The sequence below is a fragment of the Agromyces sp. ISL-38 genome (genome assembly GCF_018613935.1).
In the GTDB taxonomy this organism is placed as follows: Bacteria; Actinomycetota; Actinomycetes; order Actinomycetales; family Microbacteriaceae; genus Agromyces.
This window is the reverse complement of the sequence record NZ_JAGGPF010000010.1, coordinates 315,213-336,222: the sequence shown is the minus strand read 5'-3', so window position 1 is coordinate 336,222 and position 21,010 is coordinate 315,213. Positions and strand designations below refer to the sequence as shown.

16 protein-coding genes and 1 riboswitch are annotated in these 21,010 nt (G+C 70.4%); of the genes, 3 read left to right on the top strand and 13 right to left on the bottom strand.

Annotated features, from left to right (window positions below; all coding sequences use genetic code 11):
- Position 1: 1 nt before the first annotated feature.
- From J7E25_RS11760 to J7E25_RS11745, 4 genes are all read right to left on the bottom strand, one after another.
- A complete protein-coding gene (locus tag J7E25_RS11760; RefSeq protein ID WP_214870322.1) occupies positions 2–625 on the bottom strand; it encodes an ECF transporter S component in 624 nt (207 codons plus the stop codon).
- Between the two features lie 36 nt (positions 626–661).
- Positions 662–771, bottom strand: a riboswitch (TPP riboswitch).
- Positions 772–872: 101 nt separating this feature from the next.
- Complete coding sequence (locus tag J7E25_RS11755; RefSeq protein ID WP_214870321.1) at positions 873–1,205, bottom strand: hypothetical protein; 333 nt, start codon at positions 1,203–1,205, stop codon at positions 873–875.
- A 30-nt stretch (positions 1,206–1,235) separates the two neighbouring features.
- On the bottom strand, positions 1,236–2,540 hold the full coding sequence (locus J7E25_RS11750) for a DNA polymerase IV (RefSeq protein WP_214870320.1): 1,305 nt from the start codon (positions 2,538–2,540) through the stop codon (positions 1,236–1,238).
- 63 nt (positions 2,541–2,603) lie between these two features.
- Positions 2,604–3,287 (bottom strand): hypothetical protein, encoded by a 684-nt coding sequence (locus J7E25_RS11745; RefSeq protein WP_214870319.1) that lies wholly within the window; start codon positions 3,285–3,287, stop codon positions 2,604–2,606.
- A 188-nt stretch (positions 3,288–3,475) separates the two neighbouring features.
- Between J7E25_RS11745 and J7E25_RS11740 the strand changes: the two genes are divergently transcribed.
- Positions 3,476–4,813, top strand: coding sequence for an acyltransferase family protein (locus J7E25_RS11740; protein ID WP_214870318.1), 1,338 nt, complete (start codon positions 3,476–3,478; stop codon positions 4,811–4,813).
- Positions 4,814–4,828: 15 nt separating this feature from the next.
- On the opposite strand, the gene gatB is transcribed toward J7E25_RS11740, so the two are convergent.
- The 8 genes from gatB to J7E25_RS11700 all read right to left on the bottom strand — a co-directional run bounded on the left by gatB (position 4,829) and on the right by J7E25_RS11700 (position 15,604).
- Positions 4,829–6,343: an Asp-tRNA(Asn)/Glu-tRNA(Gln) amidotransferase subunit GatB gene (gene gatB, locus J7E25_RS11735; protein ID WP_214870317.1), complete on the bottom strand. Its 1,515-nt coding sequence runs from the start codon at positions 6,341–6,343 to the stop codon at positions 4,829–4,831.
- On the bottom strand, positions 6,343–7,878 hold the full coding sequence (gene gatA / locus J7E25_RS11730; protein ID WP_214870316.1) for an Asp-tRNA(Asn)/Glu-tRNA(Gln) amidotransferase subunit GatA: 1,536 nt from the start codon (positions 7,876–7,878) through the stop codon (positions 6,343–6,345). Before gatA ends, gatB begins: the two co-directional genes overlap by 1 nt.
- The gene (gene gatC / locus J7E25_RS11725) at positions 7,875–8,174 is read right to left on the bottom strand and encodes an Asp-tRNA(Asn)/Glu-tRNA(Gln) amidotransferase subunit GatC (protein ID WP_214870315.1); all 300 of its coding nucleotides are present in this window, start codon (positions 8,172–8,174) and stop codon (positions 7,875–7,877) included. Before gatC ends, gatA begins: the two co-directional genes overlap by 4 nt.
- A 35-nt stretch (positions 8,175–8,209) precedes the next feature.
- Entirely contained in the window at positions 8,210–10,021 is a 1,812-nt protein-coding gene (locus J7E25_RS11720; RefSeq protein ID WP_214870314.1) for an alkaline phosphatase family protein, read from the bottom strand.
- 18 nt (positions 10,022–10,039) lie between these two features.
- Positions 10,040–12,310, bottom strand: coding sequence for an NAD-dependent DNA ligase LigA (ligA, locus tag J7E25_RS11715; protein WP_374196218.1), 2,271 nt, complete (start codon positions 12,308–12,310; stop codon positions 10,040–10,042).
- Positions 12,311–12,373: 63 nt separating this feature from the next.
- Positions 12,374–13,075 (bottom strand): hypothetical protein, encoded by a 702-nt coding sequence (locus J7E25_RS11710; RefSeq protein WP_214870313.1) that lies wholly within the window; start codon positions 13,073–13,075, stop codon positions 12,374–12,376.
- 128 nt (positions 13,076–13,203) lie between these two features.
- Positions 13,204–14,310 carry a tRNA 2-thiouridine(34) synthase MnmA gene (gene mnmA, locus J7E25_RS11705; protein WP_308164530.1) on the bottom strand — a complete coding sequence of 369 codons (1,107 nt, stop codon included), beginning with the start codon at positions 14,308–14,310 and terminating at the stop codon, positions 13,204–13,206.
- A gap of 73 nt (positions 14,311–14,383) precedes the next feature.
- Positions 14,384–15,604 (bottom strand): cysteine desulfurase family protein, encoded by a 1,221-nt coding sequence (locus J7E25_RS11700; protein ID WP_214870312.1) that lies wholly within the window; start codon positions 15,602–15,604, stop codon positions 14,384–14,386.
- A 126-nt stretch (positions 15,605–15,730) separates the two neighbouring features.
- Between J7E25_RS11700 and glgX the strand changes: the two genes are divergently transcribed.
- Both glgX and ybaK read left to right on the top strand, forming a co-directional pair.
- Entirely contained in the window at positions 15,731–17,794 is a 2,064-nt protein-coding gene (glgX, locus tag J7E25_RS11695) for a glycogen debranching protein GlgX (protein WP_214870311.1), read from the top strand.
- Positions 17,794–18,303, top strand: coding sequence for a Cys-tRNA(Pro) deacylase (gene ybaK, locus J7E25_RS11690; protein WP_214870310.1), 510 nt, complete (start codon positions 17,794–17,796; stop codon positions 18,301–18,303). Before glgX ends, ybaK begins: the two co-directional genes overlap by 1 nt.
- Before the next feature lie 51 nt (positions 18,304–18,354).
- Here the strand turns inward: ybaK and glgP are convergent, their stop codons facing one another.
- Positions 18,355–20,943, bottom strand: a complete 2,589-nt coding sequence (gene glgP / locus J7E25_RS11685) for an alpha-glucan family phosphorylase (protein ID WP_214870309.1) — start codon at positions 20,941–20,943, stop codon at positions 18,355–18,357.
- Positions 20,944–21,010: the final 67 nt, after the last annotated feature.

Below are 21,010 nucleotides of genomic sequence, written 5' to 3'. Positions count from 1 at the left end.
GTCAGGACGCTCGGATCTCGCGGCCAGAGGCGAAGCGGCCGAGCGCGCCGGACCTGGCGAGTCCGCGTGCGGCGAGCCACGACAGCCCCCCGGCGATGATCGCGCCGCCGACGACTGCCGAGATGGTGTAGACGACGGCGAACGCAGGTGCCGCGCCCGCGTACCAGAGCACGAGGTCGTTGATCGCCATGGCGAGCCCGGCGCCGGCACCTGCGAGGAGCGCGGCGGGCAGGCGCCAGTAGCGGTACAGGAACAGGGCGAATACGATCTCGGCGCCGAGGCCCTGCACGAGTCCGGCCTCGATCGTGAGGAGACCGCCCCATTGGCTGCCGATGAGCGAGGAGATGATCGCGGCGACGAGCTCGGTGTAGAGCGCGGCGCCCGGCTTGCGGATGATGAGCGCGCCGAGCACGCCGGCGATCAGCCAGACGGCTGCGGGAGCCGCTTGAAGCCCGGGCAGGAGCGCCTCGATCGGTGCCGAGACGGGGCCCCAGGCGACGCCCCAAGCCCAGAAGATGACTCCGACGGCGACGCCGATGACGCTTGCGACGACGATGTCGACGACGCGCCAGCGGAAGCGGCGACCGCCGGATGTGATGGCGGATTCGGCGACGGTTGCGTGCACTGTCGTGCCCTTTCGATTCGTGGAAAGAGGCACGGGATTGAGATGTGATGCCCTCCCTGCGCTGGCATGACCCAGATCAGGTTCGACGGTCGAAGGTTGAGAACCTTCCTCTCAGCCCGGCTCACCGGACTCCCGTGTTCGATATCGAGTATACGCCGCAGAGCTCGTCGCCTGACCGTGAACGGCAACTCGGATGACGCCGTGCGTCAGCACCACGTCGCCGGCACGCTCGGCTCCGCGGGGCGTGTCAGCGCTTGAGCGCCCGGATGACCACCTTCAGCGCCTTGCCCGTGACCCAGACGAGCGGCGTCGCCACGAGCATGAGCCCGATGAGGTTCGGCTCGAAGCGCACGTCGCCTCCGCGACCGATGTATGCGCCGATTGGAATGGAGACGCCGCCGCCACCGCCTCCGCTGCCCTGGTCGCCCTTCTCATCGCTCCCACCGCCACCGCCGAAGCCGTAGTATCCGAGCGCCACCGGAACCACCTTGGTGCCGTCGATGTCGAGCGTCTCTCCGTATGACGTCTTCACGCCCACGCCGGCGACGGTCTGTGCAAGTTCCAGTACGAGTTCAGCCATGCGGGCAACGCTACTCGCGGATGCCGCGGCCTACCAGCCCCATCCTGCCGCCGCGGTCGACGCGTCGTCGTCACCACCGGGGCGCGGCTGCTCACCACGTGCCTCGCCCCGCTCGCCTCGCTCGCCCTTGCGTCGGACGAGGGTCGCCGGACGCACCGAGCCCTTGCCGAACTTCGCCGTGACCTCGTCGATCGTGCGCTCGGCGTCGCGCCACTCCTCGTCGGGGTCCCACAGCATCGCACCGCTGCCCGACACCTGCAGGTGTTCGGCGCGCACGCCGATGAGCCGGATACGCTGCCCGTCGCCGATGAGCTCGGCGAGCGCGTCGGATGCCTCGTCGTAGATGCGGCGCGCGACATCGGTGGGCTCGGCCAGCGTGCGGGACCGCGTGACCGTGCGGAAGTCGCCGTACCGGAGTTTCAGCACCACGGTGCGGCCGACGAGGCCGGCCTTGCGCAGCCGTACGCCGACGTTGTCGGCGAGGCGGAGCAGCTCGCGGCGGATGTCGTCGGGATCGGTGAGGTCGTAGCCGAACGTGTTCTCGTGGCCGATGCTCTTCTCGACGCGGGTCGTGTGCACGTCGCGCGGGTCGATGCCGTTCGCGAGCCGCTCGAGCCTCGCGGCGAGCGCCGGGCCGACCGCCCGCTGGAGCGCGTCATGCGGCATCGTGGCGACGTCGCCGACGGTGCGGAGCCCGAGTCGCAGCAGTGACTCCTCGGTGACCCGGCCGACGCCCCACAACGCCGAGACCGGCAGCGGATGCAGGAAGGCGACCGTGTCGGCGGCCGGTACGACGAGCATGCCGTCGGGCTTCGCGCGGCTCGACGCGACCTTCGCGACGTACTTGGTCGCCGCGACCCCAACGGAGCAGGTGAGCCCGGTCTCGGCACGCACGCGCTCACGGATGGTCCACGCGATCTCGGCCGGACTCCCGTGCAGGCGCCTGGCACCTGACACGTCGAGGAACGCCTCGTCGATGGAGAGCGGCTCGACCAGTGGCGTGAGCTGCTCGAAGATCGCCATGACCTGGTTGGAGTACTTCGCGTAGCTCGCGTAGTCGCCGCGGAGCACGATGGCGTTCGGGCAGCGTTGCAACGCGATCGACATCGGCATTGCCGAGTTCACGCCGAATCGACGCGCCTCGTAGCTCGCGGCGGCCACGACGCCGCGACCGGCGGTGCCGCCGACGAGCACGGGTTTGCCACGCAGCTCGGGTCGGGTGAGCAGCTCGACCGAGACGAAGAATGCGTCCATGTCGACGTGCAGGATCGGCGTCGCCGAGTCGTCGACGGGGCCCGTCGTGACCTGACGCGACGAGCCGTCTTGCTTGCTCATGCTGCGACCCTAGCCCGTGCCGCCGTCATCGGCTTCTGCATCACCCGGGCGTGCTCGCCCTGCTCAGAAGCCGAAGTCGCCGCCACCACCGAAATCGCCGCCACCACCGAAATCGCCGCCGCCGAAGTCGCCGAATCCGCCTCCCCCGTCGGAACCGCCGCCGTCGTACCCACTCGCGTCGGCACCGGATGCATCCGCAGAACCGGCGTCGGCACCGGATGCATCCGCCGAACCGGCATCGGCACCACTCTCACCCGTGTCGGCACCGGCATCGACCGATGACGCGTCGGGCAGGAACGCCTGGGCGATCGCGGAACCCACGACGACGCCGGCGATCGCGCCGAGCATGGAACCGCCGAACATCGAGCCGAACGACGGGCCACCCATGTTGCCGCGGCCGTCGGCGGCGTTCGCGCCGCCGAAGGTGCGCTCCATGGTTCCCGGGGAGCGGATCTCGGCGCGCGTGGCGGCACGGGCGAGCGCGGACGGCTCGTCCGACACGATGCGTTCACCGAGCGGCGCCTGCTCGGCAAGCGTGCGGTAGACCTCTGCGCGCTGCTCTGGAGTGAGCTTCGCGAACGCCTCGGCGTGCGCCGCCTCGATCGACTCGGGCGGAGCAGTGCGCAGCAGGTAGCGATAGCGCTCGATGGCCAGTTCATCCTCGCTCAGCGGCGCCGGCGGCACCTGTCGCGCCGGCTGCGCAGCTCTGTCATCGGATGTTCCGAACAGGCGGTCCAGGAAGCCCATGATGTCCTCTTCACTCGGTGTCAGGGGACGCCCAATATACGGTCGCGAGCATTGAGCCGACTGTGAGTCCGGGATGCCCTCGACGCCGGCCGCCGCTCACTCCCCTCCGTTCACGCGCGCCACCGGTTCCCTGCGCCGGGTTCGTGCCACACTGGCAGTAGGCAAGCCAGTGCCACGTCGGAGGAGCCGTGAGCGAGTCGAGCGCATCGTATTCCGCGGGCCTCGTACCTGGAGGGATCGCGCGCGATCCCGTCATGGATCTCGTCCGCGTGCTCTGCGTCGCCGTCGTCGTGGTGGGCCACATGCTCATGGTCGGCGCAATGGTGGTCCCCGGCCGCGGACTCGTCATCGAGCGGCCGCTGCTCGAGACGGACTGGATCGGCCCGGTCTCGTGGATCGCCCAGATCATGCCGCTGTTCTTCGTCGTCGGCGGCTTCGCCGGGATCGGCGCCTGGCGACGCCTGGCTGCCTCGGGCGGAACTGCGGCCGACTTCATCCGGTCACGCATCCTCCGGCTCGCGCGCCCGTCGATCGCCCTGTTCGCAGCGCTCGCGGTGGCCGTGCTCGTGATGCACCTCACGGGCGTCGACCCTGCTGCGATCCGGCTCATCGGCCTCGGCATCTCGTCGCCGCTCTGGTTCCTCGCAGCGTACGCCTTCGCCCAGGCCTACCTCCCAGGGCTCGCGATCCTCCATGCCCGGGCTCCCTGGCGGACCATCGCCATCCTGGCGGCGGGCGCGGCCCTCTGCGACGTCCTGCGATTCGCCACCGGCATCGAGGCGCTCGGCATGCTCGACATGACGTTCGTCTGGCTGTTCGCACAGCAGCTGGGCTTCTGGATCGCCGACGGATGGTTCCGCGCCAGGTCCCGCGCGACGATCGCCGCAATCGGTGCCGGTGCCTACCTGCTGCTGTTCGGCCTCGTCGCAGTCGGATATCCCGGCAACATGCTGGCGAACCTGTATCCGCCGACCTTCGCGATCGTCGCGCTCGCCGTCGGACAGACCTGCCTGCTCGTGCTCGCGCATCCGGCGCTGGAACGCCTGACGGCCGTGCGGCCGGTGCAGGTCGTCGTGGCGACGGTCGGCTCGCGCCTCATGACGATCTACTTGTGGCACCTGCCGGTGCTCGCGCTGATCGTCGGCCTCCTCCTGCTCACGCCGCTGCCGACCCCGGCATCCGGTTCGGCTGCCTGGTGGCTCACGAGGCCGCTGATCTTCCTCGTCATGGTCGGCGTGCTCGCCGTGATCTCGATGCTGCTCGGCGGGTTGGAACGGACTCCAGCTGCTCCCGTCTCCGGCGCATCGGATCGGTCGACCGGGCTCGCGGCCGGACTCATGGTGATCCCGTCGTTCGGCGTGATCGTCTTCGGACTCCCCTTCGCGGTCGCGGCATCGAGCGCGCTCATCCTCGCTGCGGCCGTGCTGCTCCTGAGCCCGCACCGTGCACGCCTGCGCGAGCGCGGCCCGAGTGCCGTGACCCGGCGAGACGGTTGCGAACCGCCCTCCGCAGCCGAAAGCGTCTGAAGCGCCGGCGTCGTATCAGCCCTGAGCACGCTCCAGCACGAGTTCACGCACGCGAGCGGCATCCGCCTTGCCATGCATCGCCTTCATGACCGCGCCGATGACGGCGCCTGCGGCCTGCACCTTGCCATCGCGGATCTTCGCGAGCACGTCGGGCTGCGAGGCCAGCGCGTCATCGATCGCGGAGATGAGCGCACCGTCGTCGGACACGACGGAGAGGCCTCGTGCCTCCACGATCTGCTGCGGGGAGCCTTCACCGGCGGCGACGCCCTCGAGCACCTGGCGGGCGAGCCGGTCGGTGAGCACTCCGGATTCGATGAGGGCTGCGAGCTCGGCGACCTGTGCGGGCGTCGCGAGCTCGGCTGCGTCTCGACCCTCGGCGTTCGCGACGCGCGTGAGCTCGCCGGTCCACCACTTTCGAGCGGCAGCAGGCGAGGCGCCGGCCGCGATCGTCTCGGTCACCTCGGCGAGGAGTCCGCCGTTCACGACGTCTTTGAACTCGAGGTCGGTGAAGCCCCATTCGTCTTTCAGGCGACGGCGCCGCGCGGCGGGCGGCTCGGGCAGCGAGGCCCGCAGCTCTTCGATGAGCTCGCGCGTCGGCACCACGGGCAGCAGGTCGGGCTCGGGGAAGTACCGGTAGTCGTCGGCGTCGGACTTGGGCCGTCCGGCGCTCGTCGTGCCGGTGTCTTCGTGCCAGTGACGCGTCTCCTGGATGATGGAGCCGCCCTTCGCGAGGATCGCCGCCTGGCGCTGGATCTCGTACCGCACCGCACGCTCGACCGACCGCATCGAGTTGACGTTCTTCGTCTCGGTGCGCGTGCCGAGCTTCTCCTGCCCGCGAGGACGGAGCGAGACGTTCGCGTCGCAACGCAGGTTGCCGCGTTCCATGCGGGCCTCGGAGATGCCGAGTGAGCGCACGATGTCGCGGATCGTCGCCACATAGGCACGCGCGAGCGCCGGGGCATCCGCCTCGGCCCCGATGATCGGTCGCGTGACGATCTCGACGAGGGGAACGCCGGCGCGGTTGTAGTCGACGAGCGAGTACTCGGCACCCTGGATGCGGCCGGTCGACCCGCCCACGTGCGTGAGCTTGCCCGCGTCTTCTTCCATGTGCGCGCGCTCGATCGGCACCGTGAAGCTGCGGCCGTTCTCGAGCTCCACCTCGACGGAGCCGTCGAACGCGATCGGCTCGTCGTATTGCGAGATCTGGTAGTTCTTCGCGAGGTCGGGGTAGAAGTAGTTCTTGCGCGCGAAGCGGCTCGACGGCGCGATCTCGCAGCCGAGCGCGAGACCGAGGCTGATCGAGTACCGCACCGCTTGGCCGTTGACGACCGGGAGGGAGCCCGGGAGCCCGAGGCACACCGGCGTGACCAGCGTGTTCGGGTCGGCGACGTGGAACTCCGCGTTCGCGGGGTTCGGCGCGGCCGAGAACATCTTCGTCTTCGTGTTCAGCTCGACGTGCACCTCGAGGCCGATGACCGGCTCGAACAGTTCGAGGGCGGCGTCGAAGTCCATCAGTTCAGCACGCGCCATCAGAGTGCGCCCTCCTCGGTCGCAAAGAGCTCATGTCGGGAGAGGTCGGGAGCCCGGTCGAGCAGCGGCCCGCCCCATTCGGCGAGCAGCAACTGCTCGAGCGCGCCGCCCACGTTGTAGAGGCGCGCATCCTCGCGCGCGGGAGCGAGGAACTGGATGCCGACGGGCAGTCCGTCTTCGGGGGCGAGGCCGGCGGGCAGCGAGATGCCGGGCACGCCGGCGAGGTTCGCGGGGATCGTGGCGACGTCGTTCAGGTACATCGCCAGCGGGTCGTCGAGCTTCTCGCCGAGCTTGAACGCCGTCGTCGGCGCGGTGGGCGTGGCGAGCACGTCGACGGTCGTGAACGCGGCGTCGAAGTCGCGCTGCACGAGCGTGCGCACCTTCTGGGCGCTTCCGTAGTACGCGTCGTAGTACCCGGCCGAGAGTGCGTAGGTGCCGAGGATGATGCGGCGCTTGACCTCGGGGCCGAAGCCGGCTTCACGCGTGGCGGCCATGACCTGCTCGACCGTGCCGCCGCCGTCGGGCGTGACCCGCAGGCCGAAGCGCACGGAGTCGAACTTCGCGAGGTTCGACGAGGCCTCGGCGGGCATGATCAGGTAGTAGGCGGCGACCGCGTACTCGAAGTGCGGCGCGCTCACCTCGACGATCTCGGCTCCATTGCGCTCGAGCAACGCGAGCGCCTCGTGGAAGCGGGAGCGCACGCCGGCCTGGAAGCCGTCGGAGTCGAGCTCCTTCACGACGCCGATGCGCAGGCCCGAGACATCCGCTCGCCTGACGGCCTCGGCCATCGACGGCCACGGCTCGGGAATGGACGTGGAGTCGAGCGGGTCGTAGCCGCCGATGATGTCGTGCAGGAGCGCCGAATCGAGCACCGTGCGTGAGACGGGGCCGACTTGGTCGAGCGACGAGGCGAGGGCGATCGAGCCGTAGCGGCTGACCCCGCCGTACGTGGGCTTCACGCCGACGGTGCCCGTGACATGGGCTGGCTGGCGGATCGAGCCGCCCGTGTCGCTGCCGAGCGCGATGGGCGCTTCGAAGGCTGCGACCGATGCCGCGGAGCCGCCGCCCGAGCCGCCGGGGATGCGCTCGAGGTCCCACGGGTTGTGGGTGGGACCGTAGGCGGAGTGCTCGGTCGACGAGCCCATCGCGAACTCGTCCATGTTGGTCTTGCCGAGGGGCACGAGGCCCGCGTCGCGCACCCGCTGCACGGGCGTCGCGTCATAGGGCGGGATCCACCCCTCGAGGATGCGGGAGCCGCTCGTCGACGGCATGCCCTTCGTGACGAGCACGTCTTTGATCGCGATCGGCACGCCCGCGAGCGGGCCGAAGGCCTCGCCGGCGGCACGGCGGCGGTCGAGGTCGGCCGCGGTCTCGATGGCCCGCTCGCCCTCGACGTGGAGGAACGCGTGCACGGCGCCGTCGACGGCGGCGATGCGGTCGAGGTGCGCTCGCGTCGCCTCGACGGACGACACATCGCCGGCGGCGATGCGCGCGCCGAGCTCTGCGGCCGTGAGCCGGATGAGGTGCTCGCTCACTGCTCCTCCCCCAGGATCGCCGAGACGACGAACCGGCTTCCATCGGACTCGGGCGCACCCGAGAGGGCCTCGTCGACCGTGAGGGTGTGCCCCACGACATCGTCGCGGAACACGTTCTTCAACGGGATCGGGTGATTCGTCGGCGGCACGTCGGGGGTGGCGACTTCGCTCACCTGCTCGACGGCGTGCATGATCTGCGCGAGCTCCTTCGTGAGGTGCTCGATCTCTTCGTCGGTGAGCGCGATGCGCGCGAGGTTCGCGAGATGCGCGACCTGCTCCGCATTGATTTCGGACATGCTGCTCCGTCGGTTCGGGATGGGATGCACCGATTCTATCGGGGCGCGCCGAAGAGCCCTTCCCCGTGCTTGTGGAGCAGTTCGTAGGCCTCGCCGAACGTCTCGGGCTCGGGTGTGCCCGGCGCATACCGCGCGAGCAGCAGGCCGACGAGCCCACGGGCGGGCGGGCTCAGCGGCTTGTCCTTATGGGCGTGGGCAGGGTGGGGTGCGGTTGCCTGCGGGTTCGGTGGCAGGTACTGCGGCGTGGTCGTGGGCCAGGTGAGCGGATGCCGCGGGGCGTCGAGGTTGATGGCACCGAACAGGTCGTTCGCACCGTCGTCGCGCCGGGTCAGCGGCTTCAGGCCGTGCAGCCTGCTGAGGGTCGCGATGACCGCGGCGTGGTGGAGCTCGTCGTGCACGATCGTGCCCGCCCGCGTGTAGGCGGACACCGCGATGGCCGGCACGCGGCATCCGAGCCGGTCGAAGGTGAAGCCCATCTCGCCGGCGGGGCCGTCGTCGGGCGGCGTGGCGGCCGGGGGTGCGACGTGGTCATAGCATCCGCCGTGCTCGTCGAACGTGATGAGGAGCAGGGTGTTCAGGGCGTTCGAGCCCGTCGACGAGGCGCTGGCCTTCACCGAGGAGTAGATCTCGTGGATGAGGGCCTCGCCTGCGCGAACATCGGAGATCGCGCTGTCGATGACGTCCTGCCCCTCGACGTCGCTCTCCTTCAACTTGCCGAACGGGGGGTGGAAATCGTTGTGGTTGTAGATCATGCGCGGCTCGATGAACGCGTAGGCCGGCAACGTTCCGTTGTTCACGTCAGCGTAGAACTGCTGCATCGTCGCGAAGCGCTCGGTGCGCCAGTACTGCTCGAGCACCGATGCGTGCAGCACTCCCGTGAACGAGACGAGCTGGAGCTCGTCGAAGTAGATGCGCCAGCTGATGCCCGCGTCTTCGAGCCGGTTGAAGATCGTCGGCGTCGCCGGGGCGTCGAGCCACTTGTCGTAGCCGCCGCCGTGCTTGTTCGTGACGAACCCGTGCGAGGTCGACGCGTGGAAGAACGAGCGGTTGCAGAAGGTCTGCGAGGGCACGGCGCAGAACCAGCTGTCGAAGACGGCGAACTCGCGCGCGAGCGTGGAGAGCACGGGGAGCATCTCGGGTGAGAACGATCCCATGATCTGGCGTGCCTCGGCCGGGTCGGGCGGGACGCCCTTCTTCAGCCTCGCGTAGTTCACGTGATAGTCGGTGAGGAACCCATCCATCGTCGGCGTGCTCCCGGACTTCGGGGCGTTGAACGGCGCCTCCATGTGCTCGACGAAGAGTTCGGCGTTCGTGACGGGGTCGATCGTGCCGAAGAGCTGGGTGTTGACGTGAGGGAACTCCTCACCCGGATCGGGATCGGGTCGCCCCATGATCTCGTCGGTCGCGCCTTGGTAGACGTGGGCCGCCACGCGCGTGCCGTCGGGTGCGGTGTTGCCGTAGTCGCCGAACGCGAGCCCATCGAAGCGGCGGCCGTCGGTGAGGTCGTCGCTCGAGTAGAGCCAACCGAGGAGGTTGTCGAACGAGCGGTTCTCGCCCATCACGACGATGAGATGGTCGAAGCCCGCCTCGGCCCGCGCGCTCAGGGGCGTGAAGTCGCCGGCGACCTCGGCGAAGCCGAGCGAGTGCCCGATCGCACCCCCGATGGCGGCTCCGGCGCCGCCCCCGACGACGGCCCCGGCTGCGGCGACCCCACCGAACTTCAGGAAATCGCGTCTCGTCGAGCCGCCCAGCTCGGCGGTTTCATTCTGCTCGGCGGTGTCCCCCTGCTCGCCGTCGCCCTGCTCGCCGGTGCCCTGCCCAGACTCATGTTCGTCGTTCGTTGCCATGTGTCCCCCATGTCTCGGTCACTCGTCGAGCGCAGCGGGCCCGCGGGTGACGAGCACCGCGAACTGCGCGGCGTCGATCACCCTGATGCCGAGCGCCTCGGCCTTGCCGAGCTTCGAACCGGCGCCCGGGCCGGCTGCGACGAAGTCGGTGTTCTTCGACACGCTCGACGCCGCCTTGCCGCCCGCGGCGATGATCGCCTCTTGCGCGCCTTCACGGGAGTAGCCGTCGAGCGATCCGGTCGCGACGACGGTGACTCCCGCGAGCACACCGCCGGCCGCCGCCGCACCCGGGCCCGGATGACCCGGCGTCGCGAACTGCACGCCGGCGGCGGCCCAGCGCTCGACGATCTCGACGTGCCAGTCGACGTCGAACCATTCGAGCACCGAATCGGCGATGGTCGGCCCGACGCCGTCGACCTCGGCGAGCTCTGCACGACCGGCCGACCGGATCGCGTCGAGAGAGCCGAAGTGATCGGCGAGTGCGCGGGCCGCGACGGGGCCGACATGCCGGATGTTGAGGGCGACGAGGATGCGCCAGAGTGGCTTCGTCTTCGCGAGCTCGAGGTTGGCCACGAGCTCGTACGCCGCCTTCGACGGCACATTCGCCGCGTCGCCGGCGAACTCGGCGGAATCGGAGTCGTAGGGCGGATCGGCGTCTTTGCCGGTGCGCTTGCGCTGGCGACGGAACGGCGCGCGATAGACCTGAATTCCGTCGTCATCGAGACGCGGAAGCCCGGTCTCGACGTCGCGAACGACGACCTCGATCGGGAAGAGGTCGGCGACGGTGAGGTCGAAGAGGCCGGCCTCGGTGGGAAGGGGCGGCTCGCTCGGGACCGCCGGGTGCGTGAGCGCCGCGGCGGACACCTCGCCGAGGGCCTCGATATCGAGCGCTCCCCGCGAGCCGATGTGCTCGACGCGGCCGCGCACCTGAGCGGGGCAGCTCTTCGCGTTGGGGCACCGCAGGTCGATGTCGCCCTCTTTCATGGCCCGCAGGGTCGTGCCGCACTCGGGACACCCCGTCGGCATGACGAATGCGCGCTCGTCTCCGTCGCGGAGCTCGACGACGGGGCCGAGCACTTCGGGGATGACGTCGCCCGCCTTGCGCAGCACGATCGTGTCGCCGATGAGCACGCCCTTCGCCTTCACGACCTCTTGATTGTGCAGGGTCGCCTGGCGCACGACGGACCCTGCGACGCGCACCGGCTCCATGACGGCGAACGGCGTGGCGCGCCCGGTGCGACCCACGCTCACGACGATGTCGAGGAGCTTCGTGTTCACCTGCTCTGGCGGGTACTTGTAGGCGATCGCCCAGCGCGGCGCGCGGCTGGTGGCGCCGAGCTCGTCGTGCAACGCGAGTTCGTCGATCTTCACCACGATGCCGTCGATCTCGTGTTCGACGGCGTGCCGGTGCTCGCCGTTGTGGGCGATGAACTCCTGCACGGCGCCGACCGAGTCGAGCACGCGGACGTACGAGCTCGTGGGCAGCCCCCAGCCGGCCAGCAGCGCGTAGACCTCGGACTGGGACGCGACGGGCGGATTCGGCCAGGCGCCGATGCCGTGCACGAGCATGCGGAGTCGCCCGAGGCGATCGCGCATGAGCTCGAGCTGGGCGGCGTTCTTGCCCTCGGCCTTCTGACGCAACGACCCGCTCGCGGCGTTGCGCGGATTCGCGAACTCGCGCTCGCCGGCCGCCGCCTGCTTGGCGTTCAACTCGTCGAATGCGGCCACGGGGAAGAAGACCTCGCCGCGTACCTCGACGAGCGGCGGATGCCTCGTGCCGGCCAATCTCGTGGGGATCGACTGGATCCACCTGATGTTCTCGGTGACGTCTTCGCCGACGCGCCCGTCGCCGCGAGTGGCTGCCGTGACGAGTCGCCCGTTCCGGTATCGCAGGTTGATCGCGAGGCCGTCGATCTTCAGCTCGCACAGCCAGTGCACCGGCCTGCCCGCGGCCGCCCCGGCGCGGACCGCCCACTCGGCGAGCTCGCCCGGCGAGAACACGTTGTCGAGGCTCAGCATGCGCTCGGCGTGCTCGACGGGCGCGAAGAGCGTGGTCTCGCCGCGGCCGCCGACGGTCAGCGTGGGGCTGTCCTGGCTCTGCAGTTGGGGGTAGCTGCGTTCGAGCGCCTCGAGCCGATGCATGAGCTGGTCGTATTCGGCATCGGAGATGATGACGGTGTCGCGCTCGTAGTACGCGTCACGCGCCTCGTTGATGCGGATCGTGAGGCGCTCCACCTCGTCGGCCGCGTCGGAGAGACTTATGTCCTGGTCGATGTCGTCGTCCACCACATCGACAGTCTAGGGAGGACCCCCGACGGGTGTGCCATCGGGGGTCTCGTCGGATCGGCCTGCTCAGTCGACGACCCCGGCGAAGTCGACGCGCCGGTGGTACCGCGTGCCGGCGATTCCGCCGAGAATGGCCCCGCCGAGGCTCGCGATCGCGACCACGACCGCGGTGACGATGCCCGCCACGGTCACCTCTCCCTCGCTCATCGGGATGCGCGGGAAGGCGTCGATGTCGGCCAGTATGTCGAACTGGGTGCCGGCGACGAAGCTGAGCACGGCGACGACGACCGCGATCACCAACGCCCACACCCACACCGCCACGCCCTGCCTGACGCCGTTGAAGCGCGCCATCCTGCCGGCCACGTAGCCGCCGCACCAGTACGCGACGAACACGATGACGAACAGGGCGATGCCACCCACCCATCCGACCGTCTCGGGGTTCTGAGCTGCGTCCTCGGCCACCGCCTCCGGATCCTCCAGCACCCCGAGACCGATCGCTGCACCAGTGGCGGCGAGGAGTGCCGTCAGGATCACCGCCAGACCTGTCGCGGTCAGCCAGCCGAAGAACGCCGACCCGATCTTGAGCCCGCCGAACTGCTCGCGTTGACGGTCGACGATGTCATCCCTGACATCGGCACGATCCGCGGGGACCGTCCTCGGGTCGCGAGCGGCCGCATCGGCGGAATCCGTGTACAGCTCGGGGGGCAGGTCCGCCGGCCGATCCTCAGGCCGGTCGTAGCGCTCGTCCGGGTCCCTTGGAGTTGTCATGGCGAACCCCCTTGTCGGGCGCCGCCTGATACGCACCTCCGCGGCGCACTCACGAATCTACGCGCGCCCGCTCAGGGCCGCACGGCCTTGACAGGCCGCCGATCGGCAGCCCTGTGCGGTCGGCGACGTCAGGCGTCGACCGTCACCGCGCTCACCGTGCGATCGATCGTGCATTGGCCGAGCACCCGGGTGCCGACGTAGACGACGGCCGTCTGACCGGGAGCGACGCCATTGAGCGGATGCTGCGGCGTCACCACGAGCTCGCCGCCCGTGACGACCGCCACGGCCGGCACCGGGTCGGCGTGCGCACGGATCTGCACCTCGCACTCGAACGGCGTCGAGGGATGCGCCGGGGGCTCGCCCGCCCAGGTGAACCGCGATCCGGCGATCTCGCCGATGGCGAGCGCCTCTTTGGGCCCGACGACGACGGTGTTGTCCTTCGGGCGCACCTCGAGCACGAAGCGCGGCCGGCCGTCGGGCGCAGGGATGCCGAGGTGGAGTCCGCGTCGCTGGCCGACGGTGTAGGCGTGCGCGCCCTCGTGGGATCCCACGAGGGCGCCGGTGCGGTCGACGATGTCGCCGGTGGCGGTGCCGACTCGCTCGGCGAGCCAGCCCTTCGTGTCGCCGTCGGAGATGAAGCAGATGTCGTGCGAATCGGGCTTCTGCGCGACCGACAGGCCGCGCCGCGCCGCCTCGGCGCGCACGAGGTCTTTCGAGGGGGTGTCGCCGAGCGGGAAGTACGCGTGCTCGAGCTGCTCGGCGGTGAGGACCCCGAGCACGTAGCTCTGGTCTTTCGCCCAGGCGCTCGCACGGTGCAACTCCTTGTTGCCCGCGGCATCCGTGACGATCGAGGCGTAGTGGCCGGTCGCGACGGCGTCGAAGCCGAGCGCGAGGGCCTTCTCGAGCAGGGCGGCGAACTTGATGCGCTCATTGCAGCGCATGCACGGGTTCGGGGTGCGACCGGCCGAGTACTCGGCGATGAAGTCGTCGACGACGTCGGCCTTGAACCGCTCGGAGAAGTCCCAAACGTAATAGGGGATGCCGAGCACGTTCGCGGCGCGCTGGGCGTCCATCGAGTCCTCGATCGTGCAGCAACCGCGGCTGCCGGTGCGCAGCGTGCCCGGCATGCGGCTGAGCGCGAGGTGCACGCCGACGACCTCGTGGCCGGCATCGACGGCGCGCGCAGCGGCGACGGCGCTGTCGACGCCGCCGCTCATCGCAGCGAGAACCTTCACCGTTCCAGTGTACGCAGTCCCACCTGAGCACCCGCCGACACCGGCGGGCGGGCGGGCGGGTGACCGCGGCGCTCTAACGGTCGAACGACGTGGCGCGCGCCGCGAGCCCGGCCCGCGAGGCTTGCGCATACGCGCCGGGCAGCGCCGCGAGGAACGCGTCGACGTCGGCTTCGGTCGAGCCGTGGCCGATGGTGATACGAAGCGCGCCGCGCGCGTCGGCCTCCGAGCGCCCCATCGCCATGAGCACGTGCGATGGCTCGGGCACGCCGGCCTGGCATGCGGATCCGGTCGACACGGCGACACCGGCCGCGTCGAGCAGGAAGAGGAGCGAGTCGCCCTCGCATCCCGCGAACGAGAAGTGCACGTTGCCGGGCAGCCGGCCGTCGGGATCGGGGTCGCCGCTCAGCCGCGCCTCGGGCACTTCGGCGAGCGCGCCCGAGGTAAGGCGGTCGCGCAACGCCGACATGCGCCGGGCGTCGGCTTCGAGCCGAGCTGCGACGACGGATGCCGCGGCGGCGAACGACGCCGCGGCGGCGACGTCCTGCGTGCCCGAGCGCACCTTGCGCTGCTGCCCGCCGCCGTGGATGAGCGGTTCGACGGCCGCCGACCGGTCGAGCACGAGCGCGCCGATGCCCGCCGGGCCGCCGATCTTGTGCGCTGAGACGCTGAGGGCGACGAGTCCCGTGCCGGGTGCGGCGCCCGTCGACCGTCGAAGGCCGTGCACGTCGATCGGCAGCTGGCCATAGGCGGCGATCGCGTCGACGTGCAGCGGCACGCCGGCTCGCGCCGTGAGCCGCGCGACCTCGTCGACCGGCTGAATGGTGCCGACCTCATTGTTGGCCCAGAGCATCGTGACGAGGGCGACGGATGCGCCGTCGCGGGCGAGCGCCGCCTCGAGCGCGTCGAGGCGGACCCGTCCGAGCTCGTCGAGCGGGATCTCCTCGACGATCGCGCCGTCGTGCTCGGCGAGCCACTCGACGGTGTCGACCGTCGCGTGGTGCTCGCCGGCCGGCACGAGCAGGCGCGGGCGGGAGGCATCCGCCTGCCGGTGCCACCACAGGCCCTTGATCGCGAGGTTCACGGCTTCGGTGCCGCTGCCGGTGAAGACGATCTCGATGCCGTCGGCGCCGAGCGTGGCGGCGACCTGCTCGCGCGACTCCTCGAGCAGGCGCTTCGCCCGCTGGCCGGCGCTGTGGATGGAAGCCGGATTGCCGACGACGGCGAGGGCTGCGGTGAGCGCCTCGATGGCTTCGGGCAGCATCGGGGTGGTCGCGGCGTGGTCGAGGTAGACCATGACTGCTCCCTCCCGTCGTGATCGTGGGCCGAGTGCCCAGGCCGGTGCCCGGTTGCCGTGGCGCCGCGCGCTGCCGACTCCGATGGCGTCGCTTCGGGCGTCTTCCTACGAACTACTGTAGATCGCATGTCCGCGCCCGACCCCCTCCGCGACCTCGGCGTCCAGGCCGATGCCGACGGCGGCCGCATCCGCATCTGGTCTGAGAACGCGACCTCCGTCGACCTCGTCATCTTCGATCCCAACGACCTCGAATGGGCGACCGACCGGGTCGCGCTCGAGCGCGACGAGCACGGAGTGTGGCACGGGGCATCCGAGGCGCTCGTACCGGGAGCCCGTTACGGCCTGCGCGTCGACGGCCCGGCCGGCCCCCCGCATGCGTTCAACCCCGTGCACACGCTCCTCGATCCGTACGCACGCGGCCTCTCACCCGCCGCCGACGGCTCCTGGCGCGGCGCTGTGCTCGGCAACCACCTCGACTGGGGCGACTCGGCCAAGCCCCGCGTGCCGCTCGATCACACCGTCGTGTACGAGACGCACGTGCGCGGGTTCAGCAGGCTGAACCCCGCCATCCCAGAAGAACTGCGGGGCACCTACGCGGGGCTCGCCCACGACTCCTCACTCGAATACCTCACGAACCTCGGCGTGACCACCGTCGAGCTGCTCCCCGTGCACGCGTTCGTGCCTGAACAGCGCCTGATCCGCCAGGGCAAGACGAACTACTGGGGCTACAACACGCTCGCGTTCTTCGCCCCGCACGCGCCGTACGCCTCGGCGTCCGCGCAGGTCGCAGGACCTGGTGCGGTTCGGCGCGAGTTCGCGGGCATGGTGAAGCGACTGCACGAAGCGGGCCTCGAAGTCGTGCTCGACGTCGTCTACAACCACACGGCGGAGGAAGGGCGCGAAGGGCCGGTCTTCTCGTTCCGCGGCATCGACAACGGCTCCTACTACCGGCACGACGCGCACGGCCGCTACGTCGACACGACCGGATGCGGCAACACCCTCGACTTCGGCCGCGAGGCACCCGTGCGCCTCGCACTCGACTCGATGCGCTACTTCGCCGAGGAGCTGCAGGTCGACGGATTCCGCCTCGACCTCGCGGCGACCCTCGCTCGCGACGATCACGGCGGCTTCACGCCCGAGCACCCGCTGCTGCGCGGAATGCTCGAAGACCCCGTGATCAGCACCACGAAGCTCATCGCGGAGCCGTGGGACGTCGGCCCCGGCGGCTGGCAGACCGGCAACTTCCCCGCCGGCTTCACCGAGTGGAACGACCGCTACCGCGACCGCATGCGCGACTTCTGGCTCGGCGACCTGCGCCGGGAACGCGAGACCGGCACGGCCGGCAGCGGCATCGGCCGCTTCGCGACGCGACTGGCGGGATCGGCGAACACGTTCTCGACCGAGCGCGGGCCACTCGCGAGCCTCAACTTCATCACCGCGCACGACGGGTTCACCCTCGCCGACCTCACGTCCTACGACGTGAAGCACAACCTCGGCAACGGCGAGCACAACCGCGACGGCACCGACGGCAACAACTCCTACAACCACGGCGTCGAGGGCGACACGGCAGACCGGGCGATCCGCGCGGCACGGCGGCGGAGCATCCGGAACCTCCTCGCCACGCTGCTGCTCTCGGCCGGGGTGCCGATGCTCACCGCGGGCGACGAGTTCGGCCGCAGCCAGCGGGGCAACAACAACGCGTACTGCCACGACTCAGAACTCACCTGGCTCGCCTGGGATGCCGCGGGCCGTCCGCGCTCGGCGCCCGACCTGCTCGCAACCACGAGGCGCCTCATCCGCCTGCGCGCCGAGAACCCGGCGCTTCGTCCCGTGCGCTTCGGCCGTTTCGGCGAGTCGACGCCGAGCGCATCGCAGATGGACTGGTTCAACGCCGACGGCACCACGATGACGATCGACGACTGGAACTCCCCCGAGGAGCGCACGCTCCAGTACCTCGCCGCATCGACGCCCGAGTTCGAGGCGTTCAACCGCATCCTCCTCGTCGTGCACGCCCACGAGTCCGACGTCGAGGTCGTGCTCGCGGAGCATGCCGGGGTCTCGGGGTACACGCTCCTGTGGGACTCCGCAGACGAGACGCCGACGGATGCCGCGATCGACCACGAACCCGGCGATCGCATCACGATGACCGGCCCGTCGATGCGGCTGTTCCGGGCGCACGCGAGCGAGTGATGGCCAGACGAGCGGATGCCTCGGCCGGCACCCCGGCGACCGTCGCGCTCGCCCGCGCGGGCGTCGCGTTCTCGACCCACGCCTATGACCACGATCCTCGCGCCGCAGCCTACGGCCTCGAAGCCGCCGAGAAGCTCGGCCTCGACCCGGCTCGGGTGTTCAAGACGCTGCTCGCGAACGTCGACGGTGAGCTCGCGGTCGCGATCGTTCCCGTCGCGCTGCAGCTCGACCTGAAGACGCTCGCGCACGCCCTCGGCGGCAAGCGCGCCGAAATGGCCGATCCTGCGCTCGCCGCACGCAGGACCGGCTACGTCGTCGGCGGCATCAGCCCGATCGGGCAGAAGACGGCGCTGCCGACCGTGCTCGACGAGTCGGCAATCCTCCACGAGAGGATCTACGTCTCGGGAGGCCGCCGCGGCCTCGACCTCGGGATCGCGCCCGACGACCTCCTGGCGGTGACCGGCGGGCAATTCGCGGCGATCGCCCGATCGCGCGCCTCGTCGGGCTGACCGAACACACGCACCGCGAGGGCCACGCTGCGGCTCCGGCCTGCGGGCTCGTCAGCCGGCGACCGTCACGAGGCCCAGTTCGGCGGTGCTCAGGAGCAGCGGATGCCGCGGCACCGCGCGAACGGTGTAGCCGAACGCGCCGGCGCGGTCGAGCACGACCGTTCCCGTGTAGAGGCGCGGCCCGCCGGAGGTCGCGTCGCCTGCGGCATCCGTCGACCCGGGGTTCGACACTGCCGGCGTGAGCACCGCGTGGCGCACCCCGTCGATCGTGTCGTCGCCGCGGCTGCGCCCGTATGCGACCTCGACCGCGACGTCGTCGGGTGCGAGGCCGTCGAGCTCGACATACGCCCGCAGGTGCAGTTCGTCGCCGACGTGCGGCTCCTCGACGCCGCCCGACTCGACGTGCACCACCTGCACCCCGGGCCACGTCTGACGCACCTTGGCGCTCCACGCTGCGAGCTCGCGGGCTCCACGCGCGCCATCGGCCAGGACTGCAGCGGCGTGCTCCGCAGCCGGACGGTAGAGCTCCTCGACGTACTGGCGCACCATGCGGTCGGCGCCGAGTTCGGGGGCGAGCGTCGCGAGCGTCTGCCGCACCCGGCGCACCCACTCGCGCGGCACGCCGTCGGCGTCGCGCTCGTAGTAGCGCGTCGCGACGCGGTGCTCGAGCAGGTCGTAAAGGGCTGCCGCCTCGAGGGCGTCGCGCTCGGCGGCGTCGCCCGCGGCGTCGGCCGACGGGATCACCCATCCGTAGTCGTCGCCCGAGTACTCCGCCCACCAGCCATCGAGGATCGAGAGGTTCAGCGCGCCGTTCATCGCGGCCTTCATGCCCGAGGTGCCGCAGGCCTCGAGCGGGCGCAACGGATTGTTCAGCCAGACATCGCAACCGGGGTAGAGCATCTCGGCCATGCCCATGTCGTAGTCGGGCAGGAACAGGATGCGTTCGCGCAACTCGGGCTGCTGCGCGAACTGCACGAGCTGCTGGATCAGCCGCTTGCCCTCGTCATCGGCCGGATGCGACTTGCCGGCGATCACGAACTGCACCGGCCGTTCGGGGTTCGTGAGGATCCCCTTCAGCCGCTCGGGGTCCTGCAGCATGAGCGTCAGCCGCTTGTAGGTGGGCACCCGGCGAGCGAAGCCGACGGTGAGCGTGTCGGGGTCGAGCACGCGCGAGATCCACGCGGGAACCGGCGAGCCCGGATGCTGCGCCACCCACGCCGCGGCGAGGCGCCGGCGTGCGTCTTGCACGAGCTGCAGCCGCATGCCGCGTTTCACCCCCCAGAACTCGCCGTCGCTGAGCGCGCCGCTCAGCCAGTCGGCGTGCTCGGTGTCGCCGGTGCCGAGCTTCGATTCGGCGAGGCCGAGGAGTGCCGGGTCGGTCCAGGTGGGCGCGTGGACGCCGTTCGTGATCGAGGTGATCGGCACGTCGTCGGCATCGAATCCCGGCCAGAGGTCGCCGAACATGCGCCGGCTCACCTCGCCGTGCAGCTTCGAGACGCCGTTCGCGTGCTGCGCGAGCCGGAGGCCCATGACGGCCATGTTGAAGGCGCTCGTCGCGGGGTCGGCGCCCGGCTCGACGCCGAGCGCAAGCGCATCGGCCGGCTCGACGCCGGGCAGGAGCGAGGTCGAGAGATATCGCTCGACGAGCGCGCGGTCGAAGCGATCGATGCCCGCCGGCACCGGCGTGTGGGTCGTGAAGACCGTACTGGCGCGCACGACCTGCAGCGCCGCAGCGAATGAGAGGCCCTCTGCGATGTACGTCGAGATGCGCTCGAGTCCGAGGAACCCCGCGTGACCCTCGTTCATGTGGAACACGTCGGGAACGGGACATCCGCTGAGCTCCGTCCATGCCCGCACGGCACGCGCGCCGCCGATTCCGAGCAGGAGCTCCTGCAGCAGCCGGTGCTCGCCGCCGCCGCCGTAGAGCCGGTCGGTGACCGAACGGAGCTCGTCGGAGTTCGCCGGGATGTCGGTGTCGAGCAGGAGCAGCGGGATGCGCCCGACCGACGCCTTCCACACGCGGGCGTGCAGCACACGATCTTCGGGCAGCGCGAGCGCGAGCTGCAGCGGGGCGCCGTCGGGGCGGCGCAGCACCGAGAGCGGAAGCCCGTCGGGGTCGAGCACCGGGTAGCGCTCCTGCTGCCAGCCGTCGTCGCCGATGGCCTGCGCGAAGTACCCGGCCTTGTAGAAGAGCCCGACGCCGATGATCGGCACGCCGAGATCGGATGCCGCCTTCAGGTGATCGCCCGCGAGGATGCCGAGCCCGCCCGAATACTGCGGCAGGGCCGCCGTGATGCCGAACTCGGGTGAGAAGTACGCAACCGTGCGGGGTGCCTCGGTGCCGAGGGTCTGGAACCAGCGTGGCTCCGAGAGGTACTCCTGCAGGGCGGCGCGCTCGCGCTCGGCCCACTCGACGTACCCGGCGTCGCCCGCGAGCTCGTCGAGCCGAGCCGGGTCGACCTCGCCGAGGAACGCGACGGGATCGCGATGGGAGCTGCGCCAGAGTTCAGGATCGATGTGCTCGAACAACCGGCGGGTGGGCTCGTGCCACGACCAGCGGAGGTTCCCGGCGAGTTCTTCCAGGGCAGCGAGCGACGCGGGCACGACGGCTCGGACAGTGAACTTTCGGATCGGCTTCACGGGACAACATTAGGTCGGGTGCATGTCGAATGTGTGAACTGCCGGTCGCGACGCGGGAGCGATTCCG